Source organism: uncultured Stenotrophomonas sp. (assembly GCF_963519125.1).
Taxonomy (GTDB): domain Bacteria; phylum Pseudomonadota; class Gammaproteobacteria; order Xanthomonadales; family Xanthomonadaceae; genus Stenotrophomonas.
Map to the genome: position 1 here is coordinate 70,715 of NZ_CAUQLJ010000013.1, position 24,227 is coordinate 94,941.

Sequence of the window (24,227 nt, forward strand, 5' to 3'; positions counted from 1 at the left end):
GCGCTCCGTCCAGCGGCTCGACGGGCAGAAACCTTTGTCCCGCAGGCGTCTACGGGACATTGCAGGTCTGTTGCGGTGCAAGATGCTCGATTCCCAACGGACTGTTAACGTCGGCTCTGACCAGCGGTGTCATTGCACTGACATGTCGCCGGATAGCTGTTTCATGTAGCACCTTGGGAGAGGGAAAACATGCAATATCGAAACATCCATAAAAAGACACCGGTTACCTTGCTCGCCCTGTCGATCGGCCTGGCGCTGAGCGGAACCACCCTGGCGCAGGACCCGGCCCCGGCTTCGGCCACCGACCTGGACACCGTCACCGTCACCGGCTACCGCGCCAGCGTCGAGAAGGCGCTGGACATCAAGCGCGGCGAAGCCGGCGTGGTTGACGCCATCGTCGCCGAAGACATCGGCAAGTTCCCCGATCTGAACCTGGCCGAGTCGCTGCAGCGCGTGCCCGGCGTGGTCATCACCCGCGAAGCCGGCGAAGGCCGCAACATCTCGGTGCGCGGCCTCGGCCCGGACTTCACCCGTGTGCGCATCAACGGCATGGAAGCGCTGACCACGGTGGGCGCCGGCGACCAGAGCGGCGGCACCAACCGCGGCCGCGGCTTCGACTTCAACGTGTTCGCTTCGGACCTGTTCTCGCAGCTGCTGGTGCGCAAGACCGCCTCGGCCGACGTGGAAGAAGGCTCGCTCGGCGCCACCGTCGACCTGCGCACCGCGCGCCCGTTCGACTATGACGGCTTCACCTTCGCCGCCAGCGGCCAGGCCAGCTACAACGCGATGGCCGAAAAGGCCGACCCGCGCGTGGCCGCGCTGATCTCCAACACCTGGGCCGATGGCACCTTCGGCGCGCTGCTGTCGGTCGCCTACTCCGAGCGCCAGGCGCTGGAAGAAGGCTCCAACACCGGCCGCTGGGCCAATGGCCCGAGCAACGGCAACTTCAATGCCGCCTCGCCGTTCACCCAGGCGCGTTCGGCCAGCGTGTACCACCCGCGCTTCCCGCGCTACGTGCAGATGGAGCACGAGCAGAAGCGCCTGGGCGTCACCGGCACCCTGCAGTGGAAGCCCACCGACGCCACCGAAATCTCGCTGGACACGCTGTACTCGAAGATCGACGCCAAGCGCGACGAGCACTACATCGAAGCCATTTCCTTCAGCCGCGGCACCAGCACCACCCCGCGCCTGGTCGGCAAGCCGGCGATGATCGTCAAGGACGGCGTGATTGAGAACAACGCGCTGGTCTACGGTGAGTTCGACAACGTCGACATCCGCACCGAGAACCGCCACGACGAGTGGAGCACCGAGTTCAAGCAGATCGCCCTGAACGGCCAGCACCGCTTCGGCGACGACTTCACCTTGTCCGGCAAGGTCGGCATCTCGCGCTCCAAGCACGAGAACCCGATCCAGACCACCATAATCATGGACAAGTACGATGTGGACGGTTACAGCTACGACTACCGTGGCAACAGCCGTTTCCCGAAGCTGAACTACGGCATCGACCCGACCAACCCGGCGGGCTGGGAACTGGCTGAAATCCGCCTGCGCCCGCAGTACGTGGACAACGACTTCGACACCGGCCAGATCGACTTCAACTGGAACCTGAGCCCCGGCTTCCGCCTGAAGGGCGGCATCCTGGCCAAGAACTACACCTTCGATACCGTGGAACTGCGCCGCGCCAGCGAACTGGCGGTGCCGAACTTCCCGAACGGCACCAAGATCGTGCCGGTGGACATGACCCAGCAGGCCGGCCTGAAGGGCATTACCGGTACGCCTGACCAGTGGGTGGTGCCGAACCTGGACGCCATTGCCGACCAGTTCGACATCTACAGCAACAGCGGCATCTTCGCCGTCGCACCGCGCGCCAACAACTCGCGCAGCGTGGAAGAAGAAGACCGTGGCGGCTACCTGATGGGCGAGTTCTCCACCGAACTCGGCAGCATTCCGTTCTCGGGCAACTTCGGCGTGCGCTACGTAAAGACCAAGCAGAGCTCCACCGGTCTTTCCACGCTGGCCACCGGCACCGTGGCGACCACGGTGGATCGCGAGTACGACGACACCCTGCCCTCGTTCAACCTCGTGGCGGAAATCACCCCGGACTTCCTGATCCGCCTCGGCGCGGCCAAGGTGATGAGCCGCCCGGGCCTGGGCAGCCTGACCCCGGGTGCCACCGTGGCCGTGGCCGGCGGTGCGCGCACCATCTCCAGCGGCAACCCGTACCTGGATCCGATCCGCGCCAAGAACGTGGACCTGGGCTTCGAGTGGTACTTCTCCGAAGGCGCGATGGCCGGCATCGGCCTGTTCTACAAAGACATCGAAAGCTTCGTGCAGACCACCCGCGAAGTGGCACCGTACAGCGCCAGCGGCCTGCCCGATTCGCTGCTGATCGGTACCGGTGCCTCGCCGGCCGATGACTTCACCTACACCAAGCCGGTCAACACCCCGGGTGGCGAACTGCACGGCGTGGAAGCGAACTACATCCAGCCGTTCACCTTCCTGCCGGGCAACTGGTCGAACCTGGGTGTGCAGTTGAACTACACCTGGGTGGAATCGCAGATCCAGTACATCAACTCCAGCGGCCAGCCGGTGATGAAGGCCGACCTGACCGGCCTTTCGAAATCGTCCTGGAACGCTACGCTGTTCTATGAAGGCAAGATGTGGAGCGGCCGCGTGTCGGCGACCAACCGCGACGACTACCTGACCCAGGTGCCGGGCACCGAAGCAGGCTTCAACGTAGACGGTACCCACGGCATGACCGGCACCACCTTCATCGACGCCTCGATCCGCTACGCGATCAGCGACCAGCTGGAGCTGAGCCTGGAAGGCATGAACCTGACCAACGAAGCCAGCGACGAGTGGGTGTACTCGCCGGCCACGGGTCGACTGCCGCTGCAGTACACCGAGACCGGCCGGCAGTACCAGCTGGGTGTTCGTTACAAGTTCTGAGTGCGCGTAACCGGCAGCGGCGTGGGTGACCACGCCGCTGTTGCGGCGCAAGATGCCGCACTGCTTCCCGTTTGCTAGTTTCTGGCGGCCCTGCGTAACGCTGCGGCCGCAGTGATGTGTGGAAAGGAAAGTCACATGGTGCTTTGTGGTGGGGTGGTTCGGGCTGATTCGGGCGTTGTCGGTTGTGTGCGGGTCGGCCAACGGCCGACGCTACCGCGAACGTTGGCACTGGCAGTGTTGCTGGCCTTGTCCGGCTCCGCCGCTGCACAGACCGCGCCACACCTCCTGTTCCATGTCTCGGCTGAGCACGGCCTCGAGGCCGACCATGCCGAAGGCGATGCCGTTCCCAACTTCGTGGACAAGGTCACCACCGTGGCCGACGGTGCCCGTGGGCGCGCCATCCAGTGGGCCGACGACGGCGTACTGTCGTGGAACGCACCGGGCAACATCCAGGCGCAGCGCGGCACCCTTGGTTTCTACTGGCGCCCGCGCTATGCGGTAGGCGAAGCGCCGTTCGTGATCTTCCGGGTCGGCTATGCCGACCACAGCAGCTGGGACATGGCCTGGCTGCGCATCGACTGGAACGGGCACGGCTTCGACGCTTTCGTGACCGACGCCAACCTGGCGCGCACCCGCGTGTCGTTCAAGCTCGACCAGAATCCCTCGCCCGCCCAGTGGCAGCACATTGCCTTTGGCTGGGACGAAAACCACGGCGTGCGCCTGTACGTGGACGGCAAGGAGGTCGCCCGCGCGGAGACCACGGCCGACTACGACGCGGCGCTGGACCAGCTCGGCCTGGCCGGGCGGGTGATGGCGCCCTACCAGGTGCAGAGCCGCTACAACTTCCTGCGCGGCAGCGACTTCGACGAGATCCGCGTCTACGACCACCTGCTCGATCCGGCCGGCATGGCGGCGCTGGCGGCCAACAAAGCGCCGACGACCAGCGTGGCCGACGCCGGCCCGATGCGTGCCTGGAACCACCGTTTCGGCTGGGACAGCGCCGCACCGCCGGCACTCACCGCGCCCGCGACGACCATCCGCAAGATCGAATTCGCCGACACCAGGGACCACAAGCAGTGGATGTGGAAGGCGACCGATGGCATCGCCGAGACGACCTGGCCGGGCGTGTACAACCGCTCGCGCCTGCCCGGCCGCAACGACTACTTCCAGCTGCCGGACTGGAACACCTACGTGGAAGGCGGGCAGCAGCTCGACCTGACCGTGCCGGCCGGCGAGACCGTCAACCGCATTGAAGTGCGCGGTGCGGCCTTCGGCGGGCTCAGCCACAGTGCGGGTGATACCGGGGCCACGCCGCTGCTGCAGCGCCCGCAGGGCGTGGTGCGCAGCGTGGACGACATTCCGGTGCAGAGCGGCGGCGTGCTGCACTTCCGCAACACCGCGCAGGAAACCCCGATCCAGGAGATCTGGGCCTATCAGGTCAGCGACGCCGCCGAGCCGGACGGCACGGTGAAGCAGCGCTACCTGATCGACAGCCAGGCCCTGCCCGACTACCTCAACATCACCACGCTGCGCGAGTACATCGATGGCCGCTATCCGGCTGCCGAACGCAGCACGGTGATGGCGCTGCCCAAGGGTGCCGGCTCGCGTCGTCGTGGTGCGGACACGCTGCCGGCGCAGCCACTCCCGATCGTGCACGTGCTGATCCCTTCCGGCGTGGGCGACGCACCGGCGGCGCAACCGCTCATCCGCAGCTGGGCGCACAGCTGGGAAAACATGTACGACGGGCTGGACGGCGTGGCCATCGACCTGCCGGCGCTGGACCTGCCTGCCGCGCGCGATGGGCTGATTCCGCTCAACATCCGCATCAAGGACCCGATCTGGCCCGCGCGCGACATGATCGATGTGTCGGTCTCGGTGAAGCCGAACGAGAAGCGCACGCTGTGGCTGGACCTGCGCGACCGCATCCTCACCGCTGACAGCCTGTGGATCAGCATCGCCTCGGGCGCGCCCGGCTTCAATGCCGGCTCGCTCGACGGCGCGGAAATCCGCATGGTCTACAAGGACCGCGCCGAGGCGAAGAAGGAACACGTGGCCGACCGCTTCAACCAGGTGCGGGACAACTGGGGCTTCCTGGTCGAAGAGCACACCACCTCCAAGCGCCAGCGCCTGTACGCGCGCGTGTATGCGGACCTGAGCGACCTGCTGCGGATCGACCCGGACCACGAACTGGGCCGGTTGTACTGGAACTACATCAGCTACAACAGCCAGGGCAAACCGCCGTTCACCCAGCCCGAAGCGCCCAAGGGCGCGCCGTTGTGGGCATTCCGCCAGACCGAAGACCTCAAGTACGTGCGTCGTTTCGTGGACTGGTGGATCGACAACCGCCAGATTGCGTACGGCGATTTCGGTGGCGGCATTTCCGACGACACCGACCTGACCCAGCAGTGGCCAGGGCTGGCGCTGATGGGCGTGGAGCCGGATCGCTTGAACCGCTCGCTCACCGCGCTGTCCGACGCGGTGTACCGCAACGGCATGTTCTCCAACGGCCTGAGCACCATCGAGACCGATGAGCTGCATTCCTATGAGGAAGGCATCAACGCCAACAGCGCGATGCTGTACCTCAACTGGGGCGATCCGCTCACCCTGGAACGGCTCATGGAAACGGTGAAGGCGTTCGACGAGCGCATCATCCTGCCCAATCCGCAGGGCAACCTGTTGTTCTCCAGCAACTGGTTCGGCGGCAACAAGGTGTACCGCGAGCCGAACTGGCAGTGGCAGAAGCCGTACTCGTTCCCGGCGCTGCACCCGGCCTTCCTGGTCGGCCAGTACAACGCCGACCCGACCGGTCGCAAGCTGGTCACCGGGCTGGCCGACAGCTACCTGGCGCACGCCTACACCGACGACAAGGGCCGCTGGGCACTGCCCAACGAGATCAACTGGGCCACGGGCAAGGTGCGCGGCGGCGAGCTCAACAACGGTTCCGGCGGTGGCGATGTGATGCACACCTTCTGGGCAGCATGGCGCTGGAGCGGCGACGACAAGTACCTGAAGGCGCTGGACTACCGTGTGCAGCGCGGCGGGCCCGGCGCGCTGGCCAATCTGGGCGAGAACTTCGTCGAAGTACTGGGCAAGGGCGCCGAATGGAACCCGAAGCTGGTCGCTGACGCAGACGCCGGCAACACCGGCTTCTCCAGCCTGATGGCGTGGCAGGCCACCGGCGACAAGAAATATCTGGAAGCGCTGCACGGCGATGGCATACAGGCCAAGGCGCAGCGCGAGTACATGAACACCGAGGGTCACTGGTGGTCCGACCGCGTCGAGGCGCCGAGCGAGTTCCTGCAGCGGGCGCGCCTGGGCGGCATTGCGCTCAAGCGCAACCAGAGCTGGCCAGGCCACACGGTGAGCTGGCGCTTCGCGCAGCCGGACGCGGCCGAACAGGTGGCACTGCTGGTGCATGCGCCGTCCACCGAGCGCTTCACGGTGATCGGCTACAACCTCGGCACGCATGCCGCTGATGCGGAGATGAGTACCTGGAACGTCACCGCCGGGCAGTGGCGGATGACCAGCGGCGTCGACCGTAATGGCGACGACCGCATCGACGGCAAGGGCGAAACGCGCGAGGTGACGCTGGAGCGCAGCGCCTCCCTTCCGCTGCGGTTCGCACCGGGCGTGGCACAGGTGTTCGAGTTCGAGCTGATCAACGCCGGCACGCCAGTGGAGCTGCGCCCGGACCTGGGCGTGGGCCGTGGCGACGTGCGCGTGGACGGTCGCCAGGTGCACGTGACCGTGCACAGCCTGGGGCACGTGGGCACGCCGGTGGGTACAGCGGTGCTGGAGGATGCGAACGGGCGTGAGCTGGCGCGGATTGAGATCCCGGCGATGGAAGCGCCGGTGGATCTGGTGCCCAAGACGACCACCGTAGGCCTGCCGTTGCCGGCCGGCAATCGCAGTGGGTTGCGGGTGCGCGTGGAGCTGCAGGATGGCGGCGCGGAAGTGACCCAGCGCAACAACAGCGTGACGCTGTAGGGCGCGCGGCTCGCCGAGGCGTGGCTGTCGGCATGACCCAGAAAAAACGCCGCCCTAGAACGTAACGCTACCCTCAACGCACGTCACGCACGCACCACCAATCCACAACGCATCCCCCTCGTGCTCCACCTGCACGCGCCCCGCGCGTCCCAACACCGTGCCCTGGCTGATTACGTACCGCGCCGGTGCCTCCCCCAGCAACCACCGCGCGATGCCCGCATTGAGGCTGCCGGTCACCGGATCCTCCGGCGCCGCCTCCCCCGCGATGAACGCACGTGATTCGTACTCCGCATCCACCCCATCGCCTTCACGGCACGCGGCGAACACACCCACCATCAACCCATCCAGCGCGGCGTAATCCGGCCGTACCGCCAATACTGAAGCACGGCTGCGCAGGCGCACCGCCAACCACGGCGGCCCGTTGTCCACCCACCGGGCGTCCACCACGTCGTCGTCGGCAACGCCAAGCCCGGCAATGACACGCTCGCGCAGCGCAGGCTCCAGCGGCCCGGCACGCAACAGCGGCGGCGCATCGAAGGCGAATCCGGTGTCACTGCGGCGAATCCGCACCAGGCCAATCCCGCACTCCTGCACGATCTCCGCACCCTGCGGCACGCCGCCGTTGACCAACCACGCATGGCAACTGCCCAACGTGGGATGCCCGGCGAACGGCAATTCGCCCAGCGTGGTGAAGATGCGCACGCGATAATCCGCACGCGGGTCGCCGGGCGCGCTGACGAAGGTGGTCTCGCTCAGGTTGGTCCAGCGGGCGAAGGCGGCCATGCGCTCCTCGGACAGGCCTTCGGCGTCGAGCACCACCGCAAGCGGGTTGCCGGACAAGGGGTCGGTGCTGAAAACGTTGACCTGGAGGAACGGGCGGGTCGACATCCGGGGTCCTGCGCGGTGTGGGGTTCCACATCATCGCGTGCAGGCGGCGGCGGGTCGAGCGTCAGCGGGGCTGGATGAACCACAGCACGTCCTTGCCGTTGCTGTAGCGCATCAGGATGAAGTTGGAACATTCGTAAACCTCAGCCGACGTGCAGCCTTCCGGCAGCTTCAAGCGCCAGTTGGGCAACGACACCCGCGCCGTGGGAAACCCGATCGGCAAGGCCCAGTACAGCTCGGCGGCATTGGCGATGATGACCTGCAGGCAACCGCTGCGGTCGCGGATCTCGACATGGGCGATGCCGTCATCGAGGTATTCCCTCGCACGCCAGCCCTCGGTCACGCGGGACTGCCCACGGGAGGTCCGGCGCGTGGTCTGGCGGGCGGTCCGCGGGGTCAGGGCGGCGGCGGGGGTATCCAAAATGGGCTGTATCCGCAAGGAAAGGTCGTAAGACGTTTCGATGCTATCTGCGTCATTCGGGAGGGTGCTTTGAGGATGTTCCTAGATTTGATCCGGGGTTCACCCGGGCTTGCGCCAGGCACGCATGGCGTGTCGATATGGCGTCAGGTCGATCAGGCCTCGTCGGTCTCAAGCTCTTTCAGGCGGCGTTCGTACCAGCCGTTGCCGTCGGGTTCGAAGATGGCGGTGCGGGCCATTTCGCCCTGGTAGACGTGCACGGATACCGCCAGCTCGGTGTCGCTGGCGTTTCGGATGGTGTGGTACTCGTGCGGCGGGATGAGGCTGCCGGCACTGCCGCAGCCACCGACCACCGCGGGCTCGGCGCGGAAGCGGAAGCGTTCGCCCTCGCGTTCGAGCAGGGCGTACTGGGTGACTTCCAGCTGGCCCAGCCATACCCCCTCCACGCACCACAGGCCGCTATGGTCGTGCAGGGGCGTGCCCTGCCCCGGTGCCCAGCTCATCGCCACGATGCTGTAGCCCAGGGTCGGGCTGCGGTAGAGCTCACGGCGGGCGTAGTGGTCGCTGATTGGCTGGTGCACGCAGGCCGGCAGCTGGATGCGGCTGTCGGCGATGGCCTCGCACAGCGCCCCACGCAGGGTCGCAGCGATCTGCTGCGGATCGTCATTCTGGACCGCGCGATCCACGGCGGCGATCAGTCGATCGCGCCCATGGAACCGCGGGAAGGCATCGCAATAGGCTTGCATGCCGCCAGTCTAGGCGAAGAACGTTAAGGCGGTGTTTGATCTGAATCACGACAAATCGCCGCACGTTGGCCGGAAAATCAATCGATTTCCGTTCTTTGGTTGACCCTGCCTATCGGTACGCGTTGTAACCGCGCCATTCGCGACACACCATGCGTGTCCCACGGATTGCCGGCCACGTTCGAACACGCATGGCGTGTCCCTACGCGGTGCCGCGTTGTACGAACGGCGCCTGCTGGTACAACCTGCGTTCGCCACCACGCGGATCATCTTCCTGCCTGGAACGCGCGTCGAACACCATCGTCTGCCGACGCTCCAACCCGTACTGCTCCCACTGCGGCAGGCCGCCATGGTTCGGGTTCCCGGTGCGGGCGAATGCCAGCAGCGCCTCGCTCATGACATCGGCCATGCGCTGGGCATCCGCATCGTTGCCAGTGCGCGAGCCCGCTGCCCGGGTGTTGTCGAACACCAGCGGGATATCCAGGGTATGGAAGGCGCCGAGCTTGCCACCGTCCAACGGCGAGCCCCAATCCAGCTGGTAAGCCCAGGTCGGCGCCCCTTGGCGTGCGCGCGCCTCCAACTCCTCCACCGCGCCACGCCAGGACCGTCCGGCAGTTGTAGCGGCGAAAAACACCTCTGACGGTGTGTAGTGAGGATACAGGCGCCGATATTCGGCGATCACCACCGAAGGCAGCAGGTCCACGAACTGCTCCTTTTCCAGCTTGGCCGGCAGCGTCTCCCACGTGAGCGCGAAGTTGCCCGGATCGTTGCCGAGGAACGCACGGGTTTCGTCATGGGTGTTGCCGATCACCATCGGGATCCGCGCGGACTGCGCCGGCGCCTGCGGCCAGAACGGGTGCACCGGCAGGCTGCCGCCGTCCACCACCGGGCCGAAGTACAGCGAGGTGCTCTCCACCCGCGAGGGATCACGCGCGCGGGTCGCGGCCAGCAGGGCGTCGGCCGGCAGCGCCAGCAGCGCGTCCACGTCACCGGCCCCTACGGCCTCCATCGCGATGCGCGCGCGCTGGGTGGCGGCACGTGGACCGGCGGCGGTGACCTGCTGACCGCTCATGGTCCAGGCGCGCTGGAACAGCCCACGTGCGGCCGGCATCGCCATCAATGTGGCGATCTTGGCGCCACCACCGGACTGGCCGAACACGGTGATGTTGTTGGGGTCGCCGCCGAATTCGGTGGCATGTTCGCGCACCCACTGCAGCGCCTGGATGAGGTCGAGTTGGCCGACATTGCCCGAATCCGCGAAGCGTGCATCGCCGAGCTGGGCCAGGTACAGATAACCAAACACGTTGAGGCGATGGTTCACGGTCACCACCACCACGTCACCGCGCCGACACAGCGCGCTGCCGTCGTACTGCGGGTCGCTGCCCGAGCCGTTGTTGTAGGCGCCGCCGTGGATGTAGAACAGGATCGGCCGTGGCCTGCCGTCGCGTAGCGCCGGGGTCCACACGTTGAGGTACAGGCAGTCTTCGCCGCCGGGCCCATCCTCTTTGCTGCCCTGTGGCGCTGCGGGCCCGTAGGCAACTGCGTCGCGCACCCCGCGCCAGGGACGTTCGGGAAGGGCTGGCTGGAAGCGGCGGGTGGCGGTGTCGGCACCGTAGGGCACGCCCCGGAAGCTGTGCACACCCTGCGCGTAGCGGCCACGCAGGCGCCCGCTTCGCACCTTGGCCAGTGAATCCGGGGCCGCGCCGGCAACGGGTGCGCTGGCCAGTGCCGACACCATTGGCAACGTGCCCGCCAGCATCAGCGCGTAGCGCGCGCTGTCGCGCAGGAAGCGGCGACGCTGCAGGTCGGCTGGCGTCATGGCGTGCCCTCCGCGCGCTGCGCCTGCATCCAGCGCAATGCGAGCGCGGGCCACTGCGTGGTGGTCAGTGCGGGCGGAATGCGCACGCCAAAGCCATGGCCGCCGTGCGCGAACAGGTGCATTTCACTGGGGACGCCCGCGTCGAGCAGGGCCTGGTAGTACAGAAGGCTGTTCTGCACTGGCACCACGGCATCGTCCTGCGCGTGCACCACAAAGGTGGGCGGCGTCTGCGCGGTCACCTGGGTCTGCTGGGAAAACTGCTGCACCAGCGCGGCGCTGGGCCGTTCGCCAAGCAGCCGCGTACGCGAACCGCTGTGCGCATGCGCACCCATGTCGATCACCGGATACAGCAGCAACGCGAAGTCCGGCCGCGCACTGACCGCGTCCACCGCATCCCCGGCGCCTGGCAGCGCAATGGCAAACCCGGTGCTCAACCGCGCGGCGACGTGGCCGCCGGCGGAAAAGCCCATCACCCCGATCCGGTGCGGGTCCAGCTGCCAGCGTGGCGCATTGCTGCGGATCAGGCGCAGGGCGCGCTGCGCGTCGGCCAGCGCCGCCTGGCGGTCACCCCGCCCGGCGGGCAGGCGGTAACGCAGGACGAACAGGGTGACCCCGCCCTGTTCCACGAAGGCCGGCACCAGGGCGGTGCCTTCCTTGTCCAGCACGATGCGCTGATAACCGCCGCCGGGGATGACCAGCAGCGCGGTGCCGTTTGGCCGCGTGGGGCGGTACGCCACCAGGTAGGGGGCACTGACGTTGTCGATGTAGCGGTCTGGAAGTGCGCTGTTGTCGCTGCGTTCGACGACGTTCGGCGCAGTCGGCCCGGAAGGTTCACCCGGGACCTTGCCGTCCGGCCAGAGTGCGATGCTGTCGGACGCGCCCGGAGCGGGCTCGGTCTGCGGCACCGGTCGTTCGGCGGCTTGGACCGGTGCCGGAGCAACGGCGAGGGCGGAAAGCAGGCAGCCTGCCAGCAGGGGCATCAATACGGGACAGCGCATCCGGGATCCTTTGGCTTGGAAACGACCACGTGCCGGAGGCTGGCAGCGTCTGATGCGCTGCACATTGCCAATGACACCGGTTTACCATATACAGCTCATCCAAGCACTGTCGATGGGCAGTGCAACAAAACAACGGGAGACCCGCTTGAGCAACGATCAGGGCAAACAGGATCTGCCAGAACAGGGATTGGGCGACATCGCCCAGGCGTTCGTTTCGGCCCGCCAGCAGGGCCGGTCACTGCCGGATTTCCCGGGAACCATCCCGGACGACCTGGTCACCGCCTACCAGGCGCAGGACCACGCCATTGCACTGTGGAACGCTGACGTCGTGGGCTGGAAGGTCGGCTTCATCGCCGCCGAGCGGCGCGATGCCTCCGGCGACGACCGCCTGCTGGGCCCGATCTTCTCCAATCGGTTCTGGAATGCTACCGGTGGAACAGTCGATATCCCGGTGTTCGTTGGCGGCTTTGGCGCGGTCGAGGCCGAGTACGTGTTCCAGCTGACCGAGGATGCTCCGGCCGACAAGCTGCACTGGACCCCCGAAGAGGCCGAAGCCCAGCCGGCGCGGCTGTTCATCGGCGTGGAGGTAGCCAGCAGCCCGCTGGCCACGATCAACAAGCTGGGTCCGCTGGTGGTGGTCTCGGACTTCGGCAACAACAACGGCCTGGTGCTGGGCCCGGAAATTCCGGACTGGACCACGCTGGACGACGCCGACCTGCGCGCCGAAACCCGCATCGAAGGCGAGGTGGTGGGTACCGGCGGTGCCACCCTGCTGCCGGGTGGGCTGCGTACCGCATTCGCGTTCGCGCTGGGCCGTTCCGCCCAGCGTGGGCGCCCGCTGAAGGCCGGCGATCTGATCGCCAGTGGCAATGCCACCGGTATCCATGACATCGCCGTAGGCCAACAGGCACTGATCCGTTTCGCCGGTTACGGCGACATTACCTGCAGGGCCATCGCCGCCGGGTAACCCGGTCGGCCATGGCGAGTACGCTTGGGAGGGCGCAGATGATTACTCGCAGAAAGTTCCTGGCTACCGGCGTGGGCGCGCTCAGCGTGCCCCTGTTGTCGGCTGGGTGTTCCCGTTCCACCGGTGCGGCGCCCGACGGCGCGCGCCTGCTTACCGCCACCGACGTGCACGTGGCCGACTATCCCACCGTGACGGCGGTGAAGTGGATCGGACAGCAGCTGGAAGAAAAAACCGGCGGCCGGCTGAAGCTGCGCCAGTACCACTCCGGTCAGCTGGGCCGCGAGTCCGAGGCGATCGACATGGCGCGCTTCGGTGCCATCGACATCACCCGTGTGTACTCCGGTGCGCTCAACAACGCGTTCCCGCTGACCCAGGCGCTGTGCCTTCCCTACGTGTTCGAGTCGGTGGCGCACATGCGTCGTGCACTCGATGGCGGCATTGCGGACGAAGTACTGCGTGGCTTCGAAAGCCGCGACCTGGTGGGCCTGGCGATCTATGACTCGGGCGCGCGCTGCTTCTACAACACCAAGCACCCGATCGTCGAACCGAAGGACCTGCACGGCCTGAAGCTGCGCGTGGCGTCGTCGGACATCTTCATCCAGCTGATGCGCCTGCTCGGCGCCAACCCGACCCCGATGTCGCTGGGCGACACCTTCTCCGGCATGGAAACGCACATGATCGACGGTGCGGAAAACAACATGCGCAGTTTCCATTCCAGCCGCCATTTCGAAGCGGCGCGCTACTGGTCGCAGAGCGACCACTCCTATGCGCCGGACGTGCTGCTGATGTCGCGGCGCAGTTTCGAGGAACTCAGCCCGGCCGACCGGCAACTCCTGCTGCAGACCGCACGCGAGTCGGTGGGCGTGATGCGCCAGCAGTGGGATGCGTCGGAGAGCACGGCCCGCCAGGCCGTGGCCGACTTCGGCATCCAGTTCAACGAGGTCGACATGCCGGCCTTCCGCAAGGCTGCCGATCCGCTGCTGCAGCAGTACCTGCAGCAGCCGGAACTGGCTGCGCTCACCCGTCGCATCCGCGACTTCGCCTGAGGACCGCCGCGATGTCAGAGACGACTTCCGAAACCCTCGTAGACGTGCGCTCGGCGCCCCAGCGTGCGCTGGACCTGATCGCCGACATCACCATCCACATCGCCGTGCTGGCCCTGCTTGGGCTGGTCGTGGTGCAGGGCTGGCAGGTGTTCGCGCGCTATGTGATCAACGATTCGCCGAGCTGGACCGAGCCGGTCACGCTGCTGCTGCTGGCCACGGCGATGAGCCTGGGTGCGGCCACCGGCGTGCACACGCGCCGGCACTTCGGCTTCTTCCTGTTGGCCGCACATATGGGCCCGGCCCTGCGCCGCGCGGTGGATGTGTTCGGGTCGCTGGTGGTTGCCGTGCTGGGCGTGGTGATTGCCTGGTGGTCCGCTGTGCTGCTGATGGACGGGCTGGACATCAAGGCCGCCGGCGCCAACCTGCCACAGAGCATCAACTACCTGCCGCTGTGCATTGGCGGCGCGCTGATGGCGATATTCGCCGTGAACCAGATGGTGCAGGCCGTGCAACCGGCCGCTGTCGACGCAGAGGGAGATCGCTGAGTCATGGGTATTACGATTCTATTCACTGTCTTCGCAGTGCTGCTCCTGCTGGGTGTGCCGGTGGCGTATGCGCTGGCCGCTGCCGCGCTTGCCACGCTCTGGTACCTGGACCTGCCTACCCTGGTGCTGGTGCAGCAGATCTCGGCTGGTACGGGTTCCGCGTCGCTGATTGCGATTCCATTGTTCATCTTCGCCGGCGAAATCATGATGCGCGGCGGAATCTCCGAACGCCTGATCGCATTGGCATCGTCGCTGGTCGGCCGCATGCGCGGTGGCCTGGGCCAGGTCTCGATCCTGTCGTCGCTGTTCTTCGGCGGTGTGTCCGGTTCGGCGATCGCGGATGTGTCGGCGGTCGGCGGCACGATGATTCCGCAGATGGTCAAGCGCGGCTACGACCGCGACTTCGCGGTCAACGTGAGCATCACCGCCGCGCTGGTGGCGCTGCTGGTGCCGCCCTCGCACAACCTGATCCTGTTCTCGGCCGCGGCCGGCGGTGGCCTTTCCATCGCTGACCTGTTTGCAGCGGGCATCGTGCCGGCACTGCTGATGACCGTGACGCTGATGGTCACCGGCTACGTGGTGGCACGCCGTCGCGGGTATGGCGTGGAAGTGTTTCCGGGCTGGCGCGCAGTGTTGCTGCGCATGGTCTCTGCCCTGCCCGGCCTGGGCCTGGTGGCGCTGATCTTCATCGGTATCCGCGCCGGCATCTTCACTGCGGTGGAGAGTGCGGCCATTGCGGTGGTGTACGCGTTGCTGGTGACCACGGTGCTGTATCGCCAGCTCAACTGGCGCGAGTTCATGGGCACCGTGACCCACGCTGCGCGCAGCACCGGTGTGATCCTGTTCGTGATCGCCACGGCGGCTGTGTTCGGCTGGCTGCTGGCCTTCCTGCAGGTGCCGGCGGCCGCGGTGGACTTCCTGCAGTCGTTCGCGCACAGCCAGTTCATGGTGCTGCTGATGATCGTGGTGATGCTGCTGCTGCTGGGCACCTTCATGGACCTGGCGCCGATGATCCTGATCTGCACGCCGATCTTCCTGCCGGTGGCCAAGGCCTACGGGATCGACCCGATCCACTTCGGCCTGGTGCTCGTGCTGACCGGCGGCCTGGGCCTGGTGACCCCGCCGGTGGGCTCGGTGCTGTTCATCGGTACCGCGATCGGCAAGATCAGCGTGGGCGAGAGCATGCGCTCGATCTGGCCGTTCTGGTTCGCCGCCGTTGGCGTGCTGCTGATCGTGACCTTCTTCCCGCAGCTGTCGCTGTGGCTGCCGGCGCTGCTGCGCGCCTGATTGGGTGGCGGCTTCGGCCGCCACGCTGTTGATGGAGAAACACCCATGCATCTGAAGACCCTGCTGGCCGGGCTGGTGACCGCTGGCCTGTTGCTCACCGGCGCCGCACAGGCGGTCGACGCCGCTGCACCCACCTGGAAGCGCGGCATCGAAAACCAGCGCCAGGCCGACCTCGGCAACGGCACCTTCCTCAACCCGGTGTTCGCCGGCGACCGCCCGGATCCGTCTGTGCTGAAGGACGGGGACGACTACTACCTCACGTTGTCCTCGTTCGACGCCTACCCTGGCCTGCCAATCTGGCACTCGCGCGACCTGGTGAACTGGCAGCCGCTGGGCCATGCGATCACGAAGAATGTCGGCGCGATCTGGGCGCCGGACATCGTCAAGCATGATGGCCGCTACTACATCTACTTCCCGGCGCGCACCGGCGAAACCCGCAGCAACTTCGTGGTCTGGTCCGACAGCATCCGCGGGCCATGGAGCGAGCCGATCGACATCGGCCTGGGTGGCTACATCGACCCCGGCCATGCGGTGGGCGAAGACGGCAAACGCTACTTGTTCCTGAGCGGCGGCGCCTATGTGCAGCTGGCCGACGACGGCCTGAGCGTGGTCGGCAAGCCAAAGCACGTCTACGACGGCTGGAAGTATCCGGAAAGCTGGGACGTGGAGGCCTACGCGCAGGAAGGCCCGAAGATCAATTTCCACAACGGCTGGTACTACATGACCACCGCCGTGGGCGGCACCGCCGGCCCGCCGACCGGGCACATGGTGATCACCGCGCGCTCGCGCTCGATCCATGGGCCGTGGGTGAATGCCCCGAACAATCCGATCACGCGTACGAAGTCGGCGGCCGAGCCGTGGTGGTCGCGCGGCCATGCCACGGTGGTGGAAGGCACCGACGGGCGCTGGTGGATGATCTACCACGGCTATGAAAACGGGTATTGGACGCTGGGGCGCCAGGCGCTGCTGGAACCGATCGAGTGGACCGACGACGGCTGGTTCGTGGCCAAGGGCGGCGACCTGGGCCAGCCGCTGGCCAAACCCTCCGGCGAGTCGGTGGGCCAGCACGGCATGGCGCTCTCGGACGACTTCAGCGGCAGCACGCTGGGCGCGCAGTGGAGCTTCTTCAATCCTGCACAGGACGAGTACAAGCGCCTCGGCTTCGGTGCCGACGGCATGACCCTGCAGGGCAAGGGCGACACCCCGCGCGACAGTTCGCCGCTGACTGCCATTGCCGGCGACCAGGCCTACCAGTTCGAGGTCGAAATGGACATCGAACCCGGCGCGGTGGGCGGTGCCCTGCTCTTCTACAGCGACCGGCTGTACGTGGGCGTGGGCAGCAACGGGGAGAAGTTCATCATGCACCGCTATGGCGAGGAACGGCCCACCCGGCTTGAGCCCAGTGCCAAAGGCGGCAAGCTGTGGCTGCGGGTGACCAACAACCGGCACATCGTCACGATCCATTCCAGCACCGATGGCAAAACCTGGAAGAAGTACCCGGTTCAGATGGAAGTCTCCGGCTACCATCACAATGTGGCCGGGAAGTTCCTCGCCCTGAAACCGGCCCTGTACGCAGCCGGCGACGGCAAGGTCCACTTCCGCCAGTTCCGCTACCGCGCCCTCGACTGAGTGGCCCGGTAGACTCTTTCGACCTCTCTCGGTTTGAACACATGTCACTGCGCAGCAAGAGCGACCCGGCAACGAACGGGTTGACCAAGGGCAAGGCCGCCACGATCAACGACATCGCGCGGCTGTCGGGTGTTTCCAAGAAAACGGTTTCGCGGATCATCAACAACTCGCCGCTGGTGCGCAAAGACACCCGCGAGAAGGTCGAAACGCTGATGCGCGAGGTCGGCTACACGCCCGACCCGCTGGCCCGTGGCCTGGCCTTCCGCCGCTCGTTCCTGATCGGCATGGTCTACGACAACCCGACCGCGCAGTACATCGTGGACATGCAGTACGGCGCGCTGGACGCGCTGCGCGGCTCCAGCTTCGAGCTGGTGGTGCACCCGTGCGACTCGCGCAGCCCCGGCTACATCGAAGGCGTACGCCGCTTCGTGCAGCAGCAGAAGCTGCATGCGGTGATCCTGGTGCCCCGCGCCTCCGAAGACCAGGCGCTGGTGGACATGCTGGATGAGATCGGCTGCCGCTTCACCCGCATCGCCTCGGCGGCGCTGGATGAAACCTCGCAGATGGTGGTCACCCACGATCGCGACGGCGCAGCCGAAGCGGCCGACTACCTGCTCTCGCTGGGCCACCGCGACATCGCGCTGGTTACCGGCCCCAGTGCCTACCGCTCCGCCCACGACCGCACCGCCGGCTTCGTGGAGGCGTTGGCGCAGCGTGGCATCGAGCTGCCGCCGGGGCGCATCATCGAGGCCGGCTACACCTTTGAGTCCGGCGTGGCCGCCGCCGAGAAGCTGCTGCTGGGCAAGACCCGCCCGACCGCGATCTTCACCGGAAACGATGAAATGGCCGCCGGTATCTACAAGGTGGCGCTGCGCACCGGGATCAGCATCCCGCGCCAGCTGTCCATCATCGGCTACGACGACAGCCCGCTGGCCTCCCGCCTTTGGCCGTCGTTGACCTCGGTGCGCCGCCACACGCGCGACACCGGGCGCACGGCGGCAGCCATGCTGATCCAGCCCGAGGACCAGGCCGCGCTGCAGATCGCCAGCGTGCGCCCACACCTGATCGTTCGGGATTCCTGCCAGCCGCCCGAGGACTGATCACAGGGTGATCAGTCCTCGGGACCCGTCCGCACGACGGTGCACCGCAAAATGACACCGGTTTCCTGTCTCGCTACAATGCAGGAAATCGCGCCGGGGCCGACCCGTCGGCCCACCCCTGCTCTGGAGACGCCATGTACTGCAAGACCCACTACGCCACCCATCCCGACGCCATCAAGGGCGCCAGCAACGACGACCTGCGCGAGCTCTATCTGCTCGACGGCCTGTTCAATGCCGACTCGGTGACCCTGAAGTACACCCACTACGAGCGCTTCGTGCTGGGCGGCGCCGCCCCGGTGAAGGGCCCGGTATCCCTGCCGAAGCAGACCGAACCGGCCTCGGCCGCCGGCCATGCCTTCCTGGAGCGTCGCGAGCTGGGCGTGATCAACGTCGGCGCCGGCAGCGGCACCGTGACCGTGGACGGCACGGTGTACAAGCTCGGTCCGAAGGACGGCCTGTACGTGGCGATGGGCAGCGAAGACGTGGTGTTCGCCTCCGACGACGCCGCCACCCCGGCACAGTTCTACCTGGCATCGACCCCGGCGCACGCGCGTTTCGAAACCAAGCAGCTGTCGATCAAGGACGCGGTTGCCCTGGAGCGCGGCGCGCTGGAAACCAGCAACGAGCGCACCATCTACCAGTACATCGTGCCGGCCACCTGCCAGAGCTCGCAGCTGCTGCTGGGCCTGACCGTGCTCAAGCCGGGCAGTGTCTGGAACACCATGCCGCCGCACCTGCACGACCGCCGCAGCGAAGTGTATTTCTACTTCGACCTGGGCGAGAACGACCGCGTGTACCACTTCATGGGCGAGCCGGACGCGCAGCGCCACATCGTGATCCAGAACAACGAAGCGGTGGTGTCGCCGCCGTGGTCGATCCACATGGGCGCCGGTACCAGCAACTACGCCTTCATCTGGGCGATGGGTGGCGAAAACCTGGATTACACCGACATGCACGTGCTGGACATCTGCCAGCTCAAGTGACCCACACCGCGCCGTCCGGAGCACGCCGGCGGCGCGTCCCGCATTGGATAAGGAACTACCCGTAATGGCTAATCCGTTCAGTCTGGAAGGCAAGATCGCCCTGGTCACCGGTGGCAACACCGGCCTGGGGCAGGGCATCGCCGTCGCGCTTGCACAGGCCGGCGCCGACGTCGCCGTGGCCGGCATCGCGCCGCCCACCGAGACCATCGCGAAGATCACCGCGCTGGGCCGCCGCTGCCTGGCGGTGGAAGCCAATCTGATCAGCATCGAGCCGGTGGAGCGGGTGATCCGCGAAACCGTGGAAGGGCTGGGTGGGCTGGATATCCTGGTCAACAACGCCGGCCTGATCCGTCGCGCCGACGCGGTGGACTTCAGCGAGCAGGACTGGGACGACGTGATGAACGTCAACATCAAGTCCGCGTTCTTCATCTCGCAGGCGGCCGGCCGTCATTTCATCGCGCAGGGCCGCGGCAAGATCATCAACATCGCCTCGATGCTGTCCTTCCAGGGCGGCATCCGCGTGCCGTCGTACACCGCCAGCAAGAGCGGTATCGCCGGCATCACCCGACTGCTGGCCAATGAGTGGGCCAACAAGGGCATCAACGTCAACGCGATCGCCCCGGGTTACATGGCGACGGACAACACCGCCGCGCTGCGCGCCGACCAGGACCGCAACAAGTCGATCCTTGATCGCATCCCGGCTGGGCGTTGGGGTACGCCGGAGGATCTTGCGGGTACCGCGGTGTTCCTGGCGTCGAGCGCTTCGGATTACGTCAACGGTTCTGTAATTCCGGTCGATGGCGGCTGGCTGGCTCGGTAACACCATCGCTGACGCGCTGGCGCTCCCACGGTTTGCGCTGCAAACCGTGGGCCCCGAGCGACGTATGCTTCCAGACCCCCACCGCTTCGCGGTCGCCCCCTGACTCAGGGGGCTCTCCTCCAGATGCATTGCGGCAGTGCCGGCCGCCGGCCGGCTCCTCAAGGAGCCCGAACATGCGCGTCTTTCTGCTCCCGCTTCTCTTGCTGTTCAGCACCGCCACCAGCGCACACGCCGCACCACACCGCATTTTCATCGCGGGCGACTCCACTGCGGCCGAGTACGGGCCGGAACGTGCACCGCTGACCGGCTGGGGACAGGCGCTTCCAAGCTACCTGGACCCTGCACAGTGGGACGTACGCAACCACGCCAAGGCCGGGCGCAGCGCACGCAGTTTCATCGAGGAAAAGCGCCTCGACGCGATTGCCGCGGATATCCAGCCCGGCGACGTGCTGCTGATCCAGTTCGGCCACAACGATGCCAAGTTCGAAGACCCCACGCGTTACGACGACCCGGACACCGCCTATCCGCAGTACCTGATGCGCTATGTGCAGCTGGCCCGCGACAAGGGTGCTACGCCGGTGTTGATCACCCCGGTGGCGCGGCTGCTGTACGACTTCGGTTCGCTGCTGGACACGCACGGGCTGTACACCCAGGCGGTGAAGCAACTGGCGGCGCGCGAGCAGGTGCAGCTGATCGATCTCAATGCCAGCTCCACCCGCTGGATCCGCGCGCTGGGCGAGCAGGGCGCCAAGCCGTACTTCATGTTCGTGCCGGAGCAGAACAAGGCCGATGGCACGCACTTCAGCGCGGCCGGTGCGAATGCGGTGGCGTGCCTGGTGGTGCGTGACTGGCTGGTCCTGAAGCCCGAGCTGAAACCCGCCTTGAAACGCGACATCGACTGCGACGTGGGCCAGCCCGTGGGGCAGGGCAGCGACGCGGCCAGGCCGTCGCGGGTGGTGCATGAGCGCGACATCGCGATCAGCCAGCCTGGCCCGCATGGCGGCGCCGGCCCGACCACCGCGTACCCATTCTTCGCTGACGACAAGGACCTGCCGTTCGTGCTGCGCAAGCGCGTCCTTCACAAGGGCGCGGGCATCGGCCTGCATCCGCAGCACAAGGACGAAATCTATTACGTCGTGAGCGGGCAGGGCAGCTATGTGCTGGATGGCAAGCAGTACGACGTCGCCGCCGGCGACGCGCTGCTGACCCGCGTGGGCAGCATGCATGCGCTGCAGCAGCGCGGGGAGCAGGATCTGGTGGTGCTGCTGGCGTATCCGCGGTAATGCCCCTTCCGGGCAGAGCCCGGCGCTACGTCTGGGCGCACCGCTAACCTTCAAAAGCCTTGGCGAGAAACGTCAATCGCAGTGGAAAAAGAGGGACGAATCAGACGTCGCCGCCATCTGCCCAGCCTTCGCCGGTGCCCTTCTGGAACACGCGGTCGTCGGGCTGCACCTCACCTGCCGGCAGGTGCTCCTGCGCTTCCAGCGCCGCATAGATGGGCGTGAAATCCGGCGAGGTCGCTTCCATCAACTGCTCGTAACTGTCGATGACGAAGTAGGTCTTCTGGAAGGTATCGATGCGGTACTTCGTACGCATGATGCGCTCCAGATCAAAACCGATCCGGTTCGGCGCGGCCGATTCCAGCGAGTACAGCGATTCGCCCTTGGACGAGACGATGCCGGCGCCGTAGATGCGCAGGCCTTCCGGCGTGTTGATCAGACCGAATTCCACCGTGTACCAGTACAGGCGGGTGAGGTGCTGCAGCGCTTCCGGGCCGATGGCATGGGCTTTGACGCCGCCACGGCCGTACGCCGCCATGTAGTCGGCGAACACCGGGTTCATCAGCAGCGGCACATGCCCGAACAGGTCGTGGAACATGTCCGGTTCGGCGATGTAGTCGATCTGGTCAGGGCGACGGATCCACCAGGTCACCGGGAAGCGGCGGTTGGCCAGGTGGTCGAAGAAATCCAGTTCCGGCAGCAGGCCTTCGACGCCGACCAGGGTCCAGCCGGTGGCCGCGCCCAGTACTTCGTTGAGCTGGTCGAAGCGCGGAATCATGTGCGCGTTCATGCCCATCTCGTCCTGGGCCTGCAGGAACTCCCTGCTGGCACGGCCCTCGAGCAGCTCGCGCTGGCGCTGGTACAGGGTGCTCCAGGTGGCGTGGTCGTCGGCGGTGTAGCTGTCCCACGGCTGTTCCACCACGGCGGTGGTGTACACCGGCACGTAGCCCTTGTCGGTCTGCTGGTGTTCGACGCGGCGCGGGGCGGTGGCGGTTTCCATCACGGTGGGCTCCTGGAAGGTCATCCCTTGATGCTAGGGCAGGGACCGCGCAAGAGGTTTGCAAAGTTGCATGGATATGCCGAGTTGGCGCAAGATCGTTGCGTCCATTCAATGTTGCGGAGCAGCAATGTCCGGGGATAACCAGTTCGACCGCACGGATCTGCGTCTCCTGGCGGAGATCCAGCAACACGGGCGCGCCACCAACGCCGAGCTGGCGGCGCGGGTGAACCTGTCCCCGTCAGCCTGCCTGCGGCGGGTGCAGCGGCTGGAGAGCGAAGGGGTCATTGCCGGGTATGGCGCGCGCTTGGAGCCGCGGCGGATCGGCCTGGGCCTGCAGGCGTTCGTGCGCGTGCAGCTGGAGAAGCATGACCAGCACGCCATCGGGGTGTTCGCCGAGAGCGTGGTGGAGTGGGATGAAGTGGTGGCCTGCCATGCGCTCACCGGCGACATGGACTACCTGCTGCACATCTACGTGCGCGACCTGGAGCATTTTTCCAGCTTCCTGCTGGACAAGCTGCTCAACGCGGCCGGCGTGGCCGACGTGAACTCCAGTTTCGTGCTGCGCACGGTGAAGGATTTCAGGGCGCTGCCGTTGTCGCAGCTGGAATGAAGCGGCGCGTTACGCGCACTTCTCCTTGCGCCCCATCAGCTTGCCCACGCGCGAGGGTTCCTCGCACTTCGGTGCGGGCGGCGGCGGTGCGATGGCCGCGGCACGCGCGCGCTGCAGCTGCTGGATCTTGTTTCGGATCTGCGGCATCGCCGCCATCGCGGCCTTCTCGCCTTCCAGGATCGCGTTGTTGCGCTGACTGAAGTCGGCCGCGCCGATGTCCAGCACCTTGGGGCGGATGATGATGTCCGCGCGTGCCAGTTCCTGCTCGCCCAGGCGCTGGCCCATGATCGAAATGGACTGGTTGACGATGCCCAGCATTCCGGTCGGCGACTTGCCGCTGGCCTTGCTGGAGATGTCCACGGCGATGACGAAGTCTGCACCCAGCTGGCGCGCGGCGTCGACCGGCACCGGGCTGACCACGCCGCCGTCGACGAACAGGTTGCTGCCGATCTTCACCGGCTCGAACACGCCGGGAATGCTGCTGGAGGCCCGCACGGCCTGCCCCACGTTGCCCCGCACGAACACCGCGCGGTCGCCGGTGTCCAGGTTGGTGGCCACGGCAGCGAAGGGCTTCTTCAGCTTCTCGGCCGGGCGGTTGTCGACCTGCGCGTTGACGTAGTCCTGCAGCTTCTGGCCCTGAACCAGGCCGCCGGAGAACAGGCGGACGTCGCGGATGCTGGCTTCGTCCAGCGCCACCGCCTTGGACTGCATCTGGAACGCGTCCATGCCGCTGGCATACAGGGCGCCGACCACGCTGCCGGCGCTGGTGCCGGAGACGACCACCGGCTCAAAGCCGTTGGCTTCCAGCATCTTGATCACGCCGATATGCGCGAAGCCCTTGGCCGCGCCGCCGCCGAGCGCAATGCCGATCCTGACCGGCTTGGCCTGCGCGGCCGGGACCACGACCGGGGAAACCGGGGTCGGGCGGGCGTTTTCACCACCGCAGCCGGCCAGCAGGCCGAGCAGGGCAACGGACAACGTCAGGCGGGTGCGGCGGAAGGCAGTCATGGGCGGCAGATAAGTGAATAGGGACCTGGGAGGTCGCCAGCATACCGGTAGTGCCGGCCGCCGGCCGGCAACCGCGCGATGACGTTTATCCGGGCGCGGGGGAGTTTACGCCTGAAGATGTTCAGTTTGGTTCGTATCTGGTTTTACATTTCC

Annotated in this window: 19 protein-coding genes; 12 read left to right on the top strand and 7 right to left on the bottom strand. The window is 66.6% G+C overall.

Going from position 1 to position 24,227, the window contains the following annotated elements; translation table 11 throughout:
* Nucleotides 1-189: 189 nt before the first annotated feature.
* Together RYM47_RS12820 and RYM47_RS12825 are read left to right on the top strand one after the other, a co-directional pair.
* Complete coding sequence (locus RYM47_RS12820) at nt 190-2,949, top strand: TonB-dependent receptor (protein WP_315388407.1); 2,760 nt, start codon at nt 190-192, stop codon at nt 2,947-2,949.
* Between the two features lie 135 nt (nt 2,950-3,084).
* The gene (locus RYM47_RS12825) at nt 3,085-6,936 is read left to right on the top strand and encodes a LamG-like jellyroll fold domain-containing protein (protein WP_315388408.1); all 3,852 of its coding nucleotides are present in this window, start codon (nt 3,085-3,087) and stop codon (nt 6,934-6,936) included.
* A 54-nt stretch (nt 6,937-6,990) separates the two neighbouring features.
* Here the strand turns inward: RYM47_RS12825 and RYM47_RS12830 are convergent, their stop codons facing one another.
* The 5 genes from RYM47_RS12830 to RYM47_RS12850 form a co-directional block, all read right to left on the bottom strand.
* Nucleotides 6,991-7,824 carry a PhzF family phenazine biosynthesis protein gene (locus RYM47_RS12830; RefSeq protein ID WP_315388410.1) on the bottom strand — a complete coding sequence of 278 codons (834 nt, stop codon included), beginning with the start codon at nt 7,822-7,824 and terminating at the stop codon, nt 6,991-6,993.
* Between the two features lie 61 nt (nt 7,825-7,885).
* Entirely contained in the window at nt 7,886-8,242 is a 357-nt protein-coding gene (locus RYM47_RS12835; protein ID WP_315388412.1) for a hypothetical protein, read from the bottom strand.
* A 152-nt stretch (nt 8,243-8,394) separates the two neighbouring features.
* Nucleotides 8,395-8,985: a cysteine dioxygenase family protein gene (locus tag RYM47_RS12840; protein WP_315388414.1), complete on the bottom strand. Its 591-nt coding sequence runs from the start codon at nt 8,983-8,985 to the stop codon at nt 8,395-8,397.
* A 199-nt stretch (nt 8,986-9,184) separates the two neighbouring features.
* Complete coding sequence (locus RYM47_RS12845) at nt 9,185-10,801, bottom strand: carboxylesterase/lipase family protein (RefSeq protein WP_315388415.1); 1,617 nt, start codon at nt 10,799-10,801, stop codon at nt 9,185-9,187.
* Nucleotides 10,798-11,799, bottom strand: a complete 1,002-nt coding sequence (locus tag RYM47_RS12850; protein ID WP_315388417.1) for an alpha/beta hydrolase — start codon at nt 11,797-11,799, stop codon at nt 10,798-10,800. Before RYM47_RS12850 ends, RYM47_RS12845 begins: the two co-directional genes overlap by 4 nt.
* Before the next feature lie 145 nt (nt 11,800-11,944).
* Between RYM47_RS12850 and RYM47_RS12855 the strand changes: the two genes are divergently transcribed.
* The 9 genes from RYM47_RS12855 to RYM47_RS12895 all read left to right on the top strand — a co-directional run bounded on the left by RYM47_RS12855 (nt 11,945) and on the right by RYM47_RS12895 (nt 21,459).
* Nucleotides 11,945-12,766 (top strand): 2-keto-4-pentenoate hydratase, encoded by an 822-nt coding sequence (locus RYM47_RS12855; protein ID WP_315388419.1) that lies wholly within the window; start codon nt 11,945-11,947, stop codon nt 12,764-12,766.
* A gap of 38 nt (nt 12,767-12,804) precedes the next feature.
* Nucleotides 12,805-13,812, top strand: a complete 1,008-nt coding sequence (locus RYM47_RS12860; protein ID WP_315388420.1) for a TRAP transporter substrate-binding protein — start codon at nt 12,805-12,807, stop codon at nt 13,810-13,812.
* An 11-nt stretch (nt 13,813-13,823) separates the two neighbouring features.
* Nucleotides 13,824-14,357: a TRAP transporter small permease gene (locus tag RYM47_RS12865; protein WP_315388422.1), complete on the top strand. Its 534-nt coding sequence runs from the start codon at nt 13,824-13,826 to the stop codon at nt 14,355-14,357.
* A 3-nt stretch (nt 14,358-14,360) separates the two neighbouring features.
* Complete coding sequence (locus tag RYM47_RS12870) at nt 14,361-15,644, top strand: TRAP transporter large permease (protein WP_315388423.1); 1,284 nt, start codon at nt 14,361-14,363, stop codon at nt 15,642-15,644.
* 45 nt (nt 15,645-15,689) lie between these two features.
* A complete protein-coding gene (locus RYM47_RS12875) occupies nt 15,690-17,273 on the top strand; it encodes a family 43 glycosylhydrolase (protein WP_315388425.1) in 1,584 nt (527 codons plus the stop codon).
* A gap of 41 nt (nt 17,274-17,314) precedes the next feature.
* On the top strand, nt 17,315-18,373 hold the full coding sequence (locus RYM47_RS12880) for a LacI family DNA-binding transcriptional regulator (RefSeq protein ID WP_315388427.1): 1,059 nt from the start codon (nt 17,315-17,317) through the stop codon (nt 18,371-18,373).
* 134 nt (nt 18,374-18,507) lie between these two features.
* Complete coding sequence (gene kduI, locus RYM47_RS12885; protein WP_315388429.1) at nt 18,508-19,356, top strand: 5-dehydro-4-deoxy-D-glucuronate isomerase; 849 nt, start codon at nt 18,508-18,510, stop codon at nt 19,354-19,356.
* 64 nt (nt 19,357-19,420) lie between these two features.
* Nucleotides 19,421-20,176, top strand: coding sequence for a 2-dehydro-3-deoxy-D-gluconate 5-dehydrogenase KduD (gene kduD / locus RYM47_RS12890; protein WP_070209190.1), 756 nt, complete (start codon nt 19,421-19,423; stop codon nt 20,174-20,176).
* A 173-nt stretch (nt 20,177-20,349) separates the two neighbouring features.
* Nucleotides 20,350-21,459 (top strand): GDSL-type esterase/lipase family protein, encoded by a 1,110-nt coding sequence (locus tag RYM47_RS12895; protein ID WP_315388432.1) that lies wholly within the window; start codon nt 20,350-20,352, stop codon nt 21,457-21,459.
* A 100-nt stretch (nt 21,460-21,559) separates the two neighbouring features.
* Here RYM47_RS12895 and phhA read toward each other — a convergent pair whose 3' ends face one another.
* Nucleotides 21,560-22,456, bottom strand: a complete 897-nt coding sequence (phhA, locus tag RYM47_RS12900) for a phenylalanine 4-monooxygenase (protein WP_315388434.1) — start codon at nt 22,454-22,456, stop codon at nt 21,560-21,562.
* Nucleotides 22,457-22,583: 127 nt separating this feature from the next.
* Between phhA and RYM47_RS12905 the strand changes: the two genes are divergently transcribed.
* Nucleotides 22,584-23,066, top strand: coding sequence for an Lrp/AsnC family transcriptional regulator (locus RYM47_RS12905; protein ID WP_315388436.1), 483 nt, complete (start codon nt 22,584-22,586; stop codon nt 23,064-23,066).
* Nucleotides 23,067-23,075: 9 nt separating this feature from the next.
* On the opposite strand, the gene RYM47_RS12910 is transcribed toward RYM47_RS12905, so the two are convergent.
* The gene (locus RYM47_RS12910; RefSeq protein WP_315388437.1) at nt 23,076-24,074 is read right to left on the bottom strand and encodes a patatin-like phospholipase family protein; all 999 of its coding nucleotides are present in this window, start codon (nt 24,072-24,074) and stop codon (nt 23,076-23,078) included.
* Between the last annotated feature and the right edge of the window lie 153 nt (nt 24,075-24,227).

Excerpts from the sequence above, each read along its gene's own strand:
- RYM47_RS12820 (WP_315388407.1), top strand. The coding sequence starts at position 190 with ATGCAATATCGAAACATCCATAAAAAGACACCGGTTACCTTGCTCGCC.
- RYM47_RS12825 (WP_315388408.1), top strand. The coding sequence starts at position 3,085 with ATGGTGCTTTGTGGTGGGGTGGTTCGGGCTGATTCGGGCGTTGTCGGT.
- RYM47_RS12830 (WP_315388410.1), bottom strand. The coding sequence starts at position 7,824 with ATGTCGACCCGCCCGTTCCTCCAGGTCAACGTTTTCAGCACCGACCCC.
- RYM47_RS12840 (WP_315388414.1), bottom strand. The coding sequence starts at position 8,985 with ATGCAAGCCTATTGCGATGCCTTCCCGCGGTTCCATGGGCGCGATCGA.
- RYM47_RS12845 (WP_315388415.1), bottom strand. The coding sequence starts at position 10,801 with ATGACGCCAGCCGACCTGCAGCGTCGCCGCTTCCTGCGCGACAGCGCG.
- RYM47_RS12850 (WP_315388417.1), bottom strand. The coding sequence starts at position 11,799 with ATGCGCTGTCCCGTATTGATGCCCCTGCTGGCAGGCTGCCTGCTTTCC.
- RYM47_RS12860 (WP_315388420.1), top strand. The coding sequence starts at position 12,805 with ATGATTACTCGCAGAAAGTTCCTGGCTACCGGCGTGGGCGCGCTCAGC.
- RYM47_RS12865 (WP_315388422.1), top strand. The coding sequence starts at position 13,824 with ATGTCAGAGACGACTTCCGAAACCCTCGTAGACGTGCGCTCGGCGCCC.
- RYM47_RS12870 (WP_315388423.1), top strand. The coding sequence starts at position 14,361 with ATGGGTATTACGATTCTATTCACTGTCTTCGCAGTGCTGCTCCTGCTG.
- RYM47_RS12875 (WP_315388425.1), top strand. The coding sequence starts at position 15,690 with ATGCATCTGAAGACCCTGCTGGCCGGGCTGGTGACCGCTGGCCTGTTG.
- RYM47_RS12880 (WP_315388427.1), top strand. The coding sequence starts at position 17,315 with ATGTCACTGCGCAGCAAGAGCGACCCGGCAACGAACGGGTTGACCAAG.
- kduI (WP_315388429.1), top strand. The coding sequence starts at position 18,508 with ATGTACTGCAAGACCCACTACGCCACCCATCCCGACGCCATCAAGGGC.
- kduD (WP_070209190.1), top strand. The coding sequence starts at position 19,421 with ATGGCTAATCCGTTCAGTCTGGAAGGCAAGATCGCCCTGGTCACCGGT.
- RYM47_RS12895 (WP_315388432.1), top strand. The coding sequence starts at position 20,350 with ATGCGCGTCTTTCTGCTCCCGCTTCTCTTGCTGTTCAGCACCGCCACC.
- phhA (WP_315388434.1), bottom strand. The coding sequence starts at position 22,456 with ATGGAAACCGCCACCGCCCCGCGCCGCGTCGAACACCAGCAGACCGAC.
- RYM47_RS12905 (WP_315388436.1), top strand. The coding sequence starts at position 22,584 with ATGTCCGGGGATAACCAGTTCGACCGCACGGATCTGCGTCTCCTGGCG.
- RYM47_RS12910 (WP_315388437.1), bottom strand. The coding sequence starts at position 24,074 with ATGACTGCCTTCCGCCGCACCCGCCTGACGTTGTCCGTTGCCCTGCTC.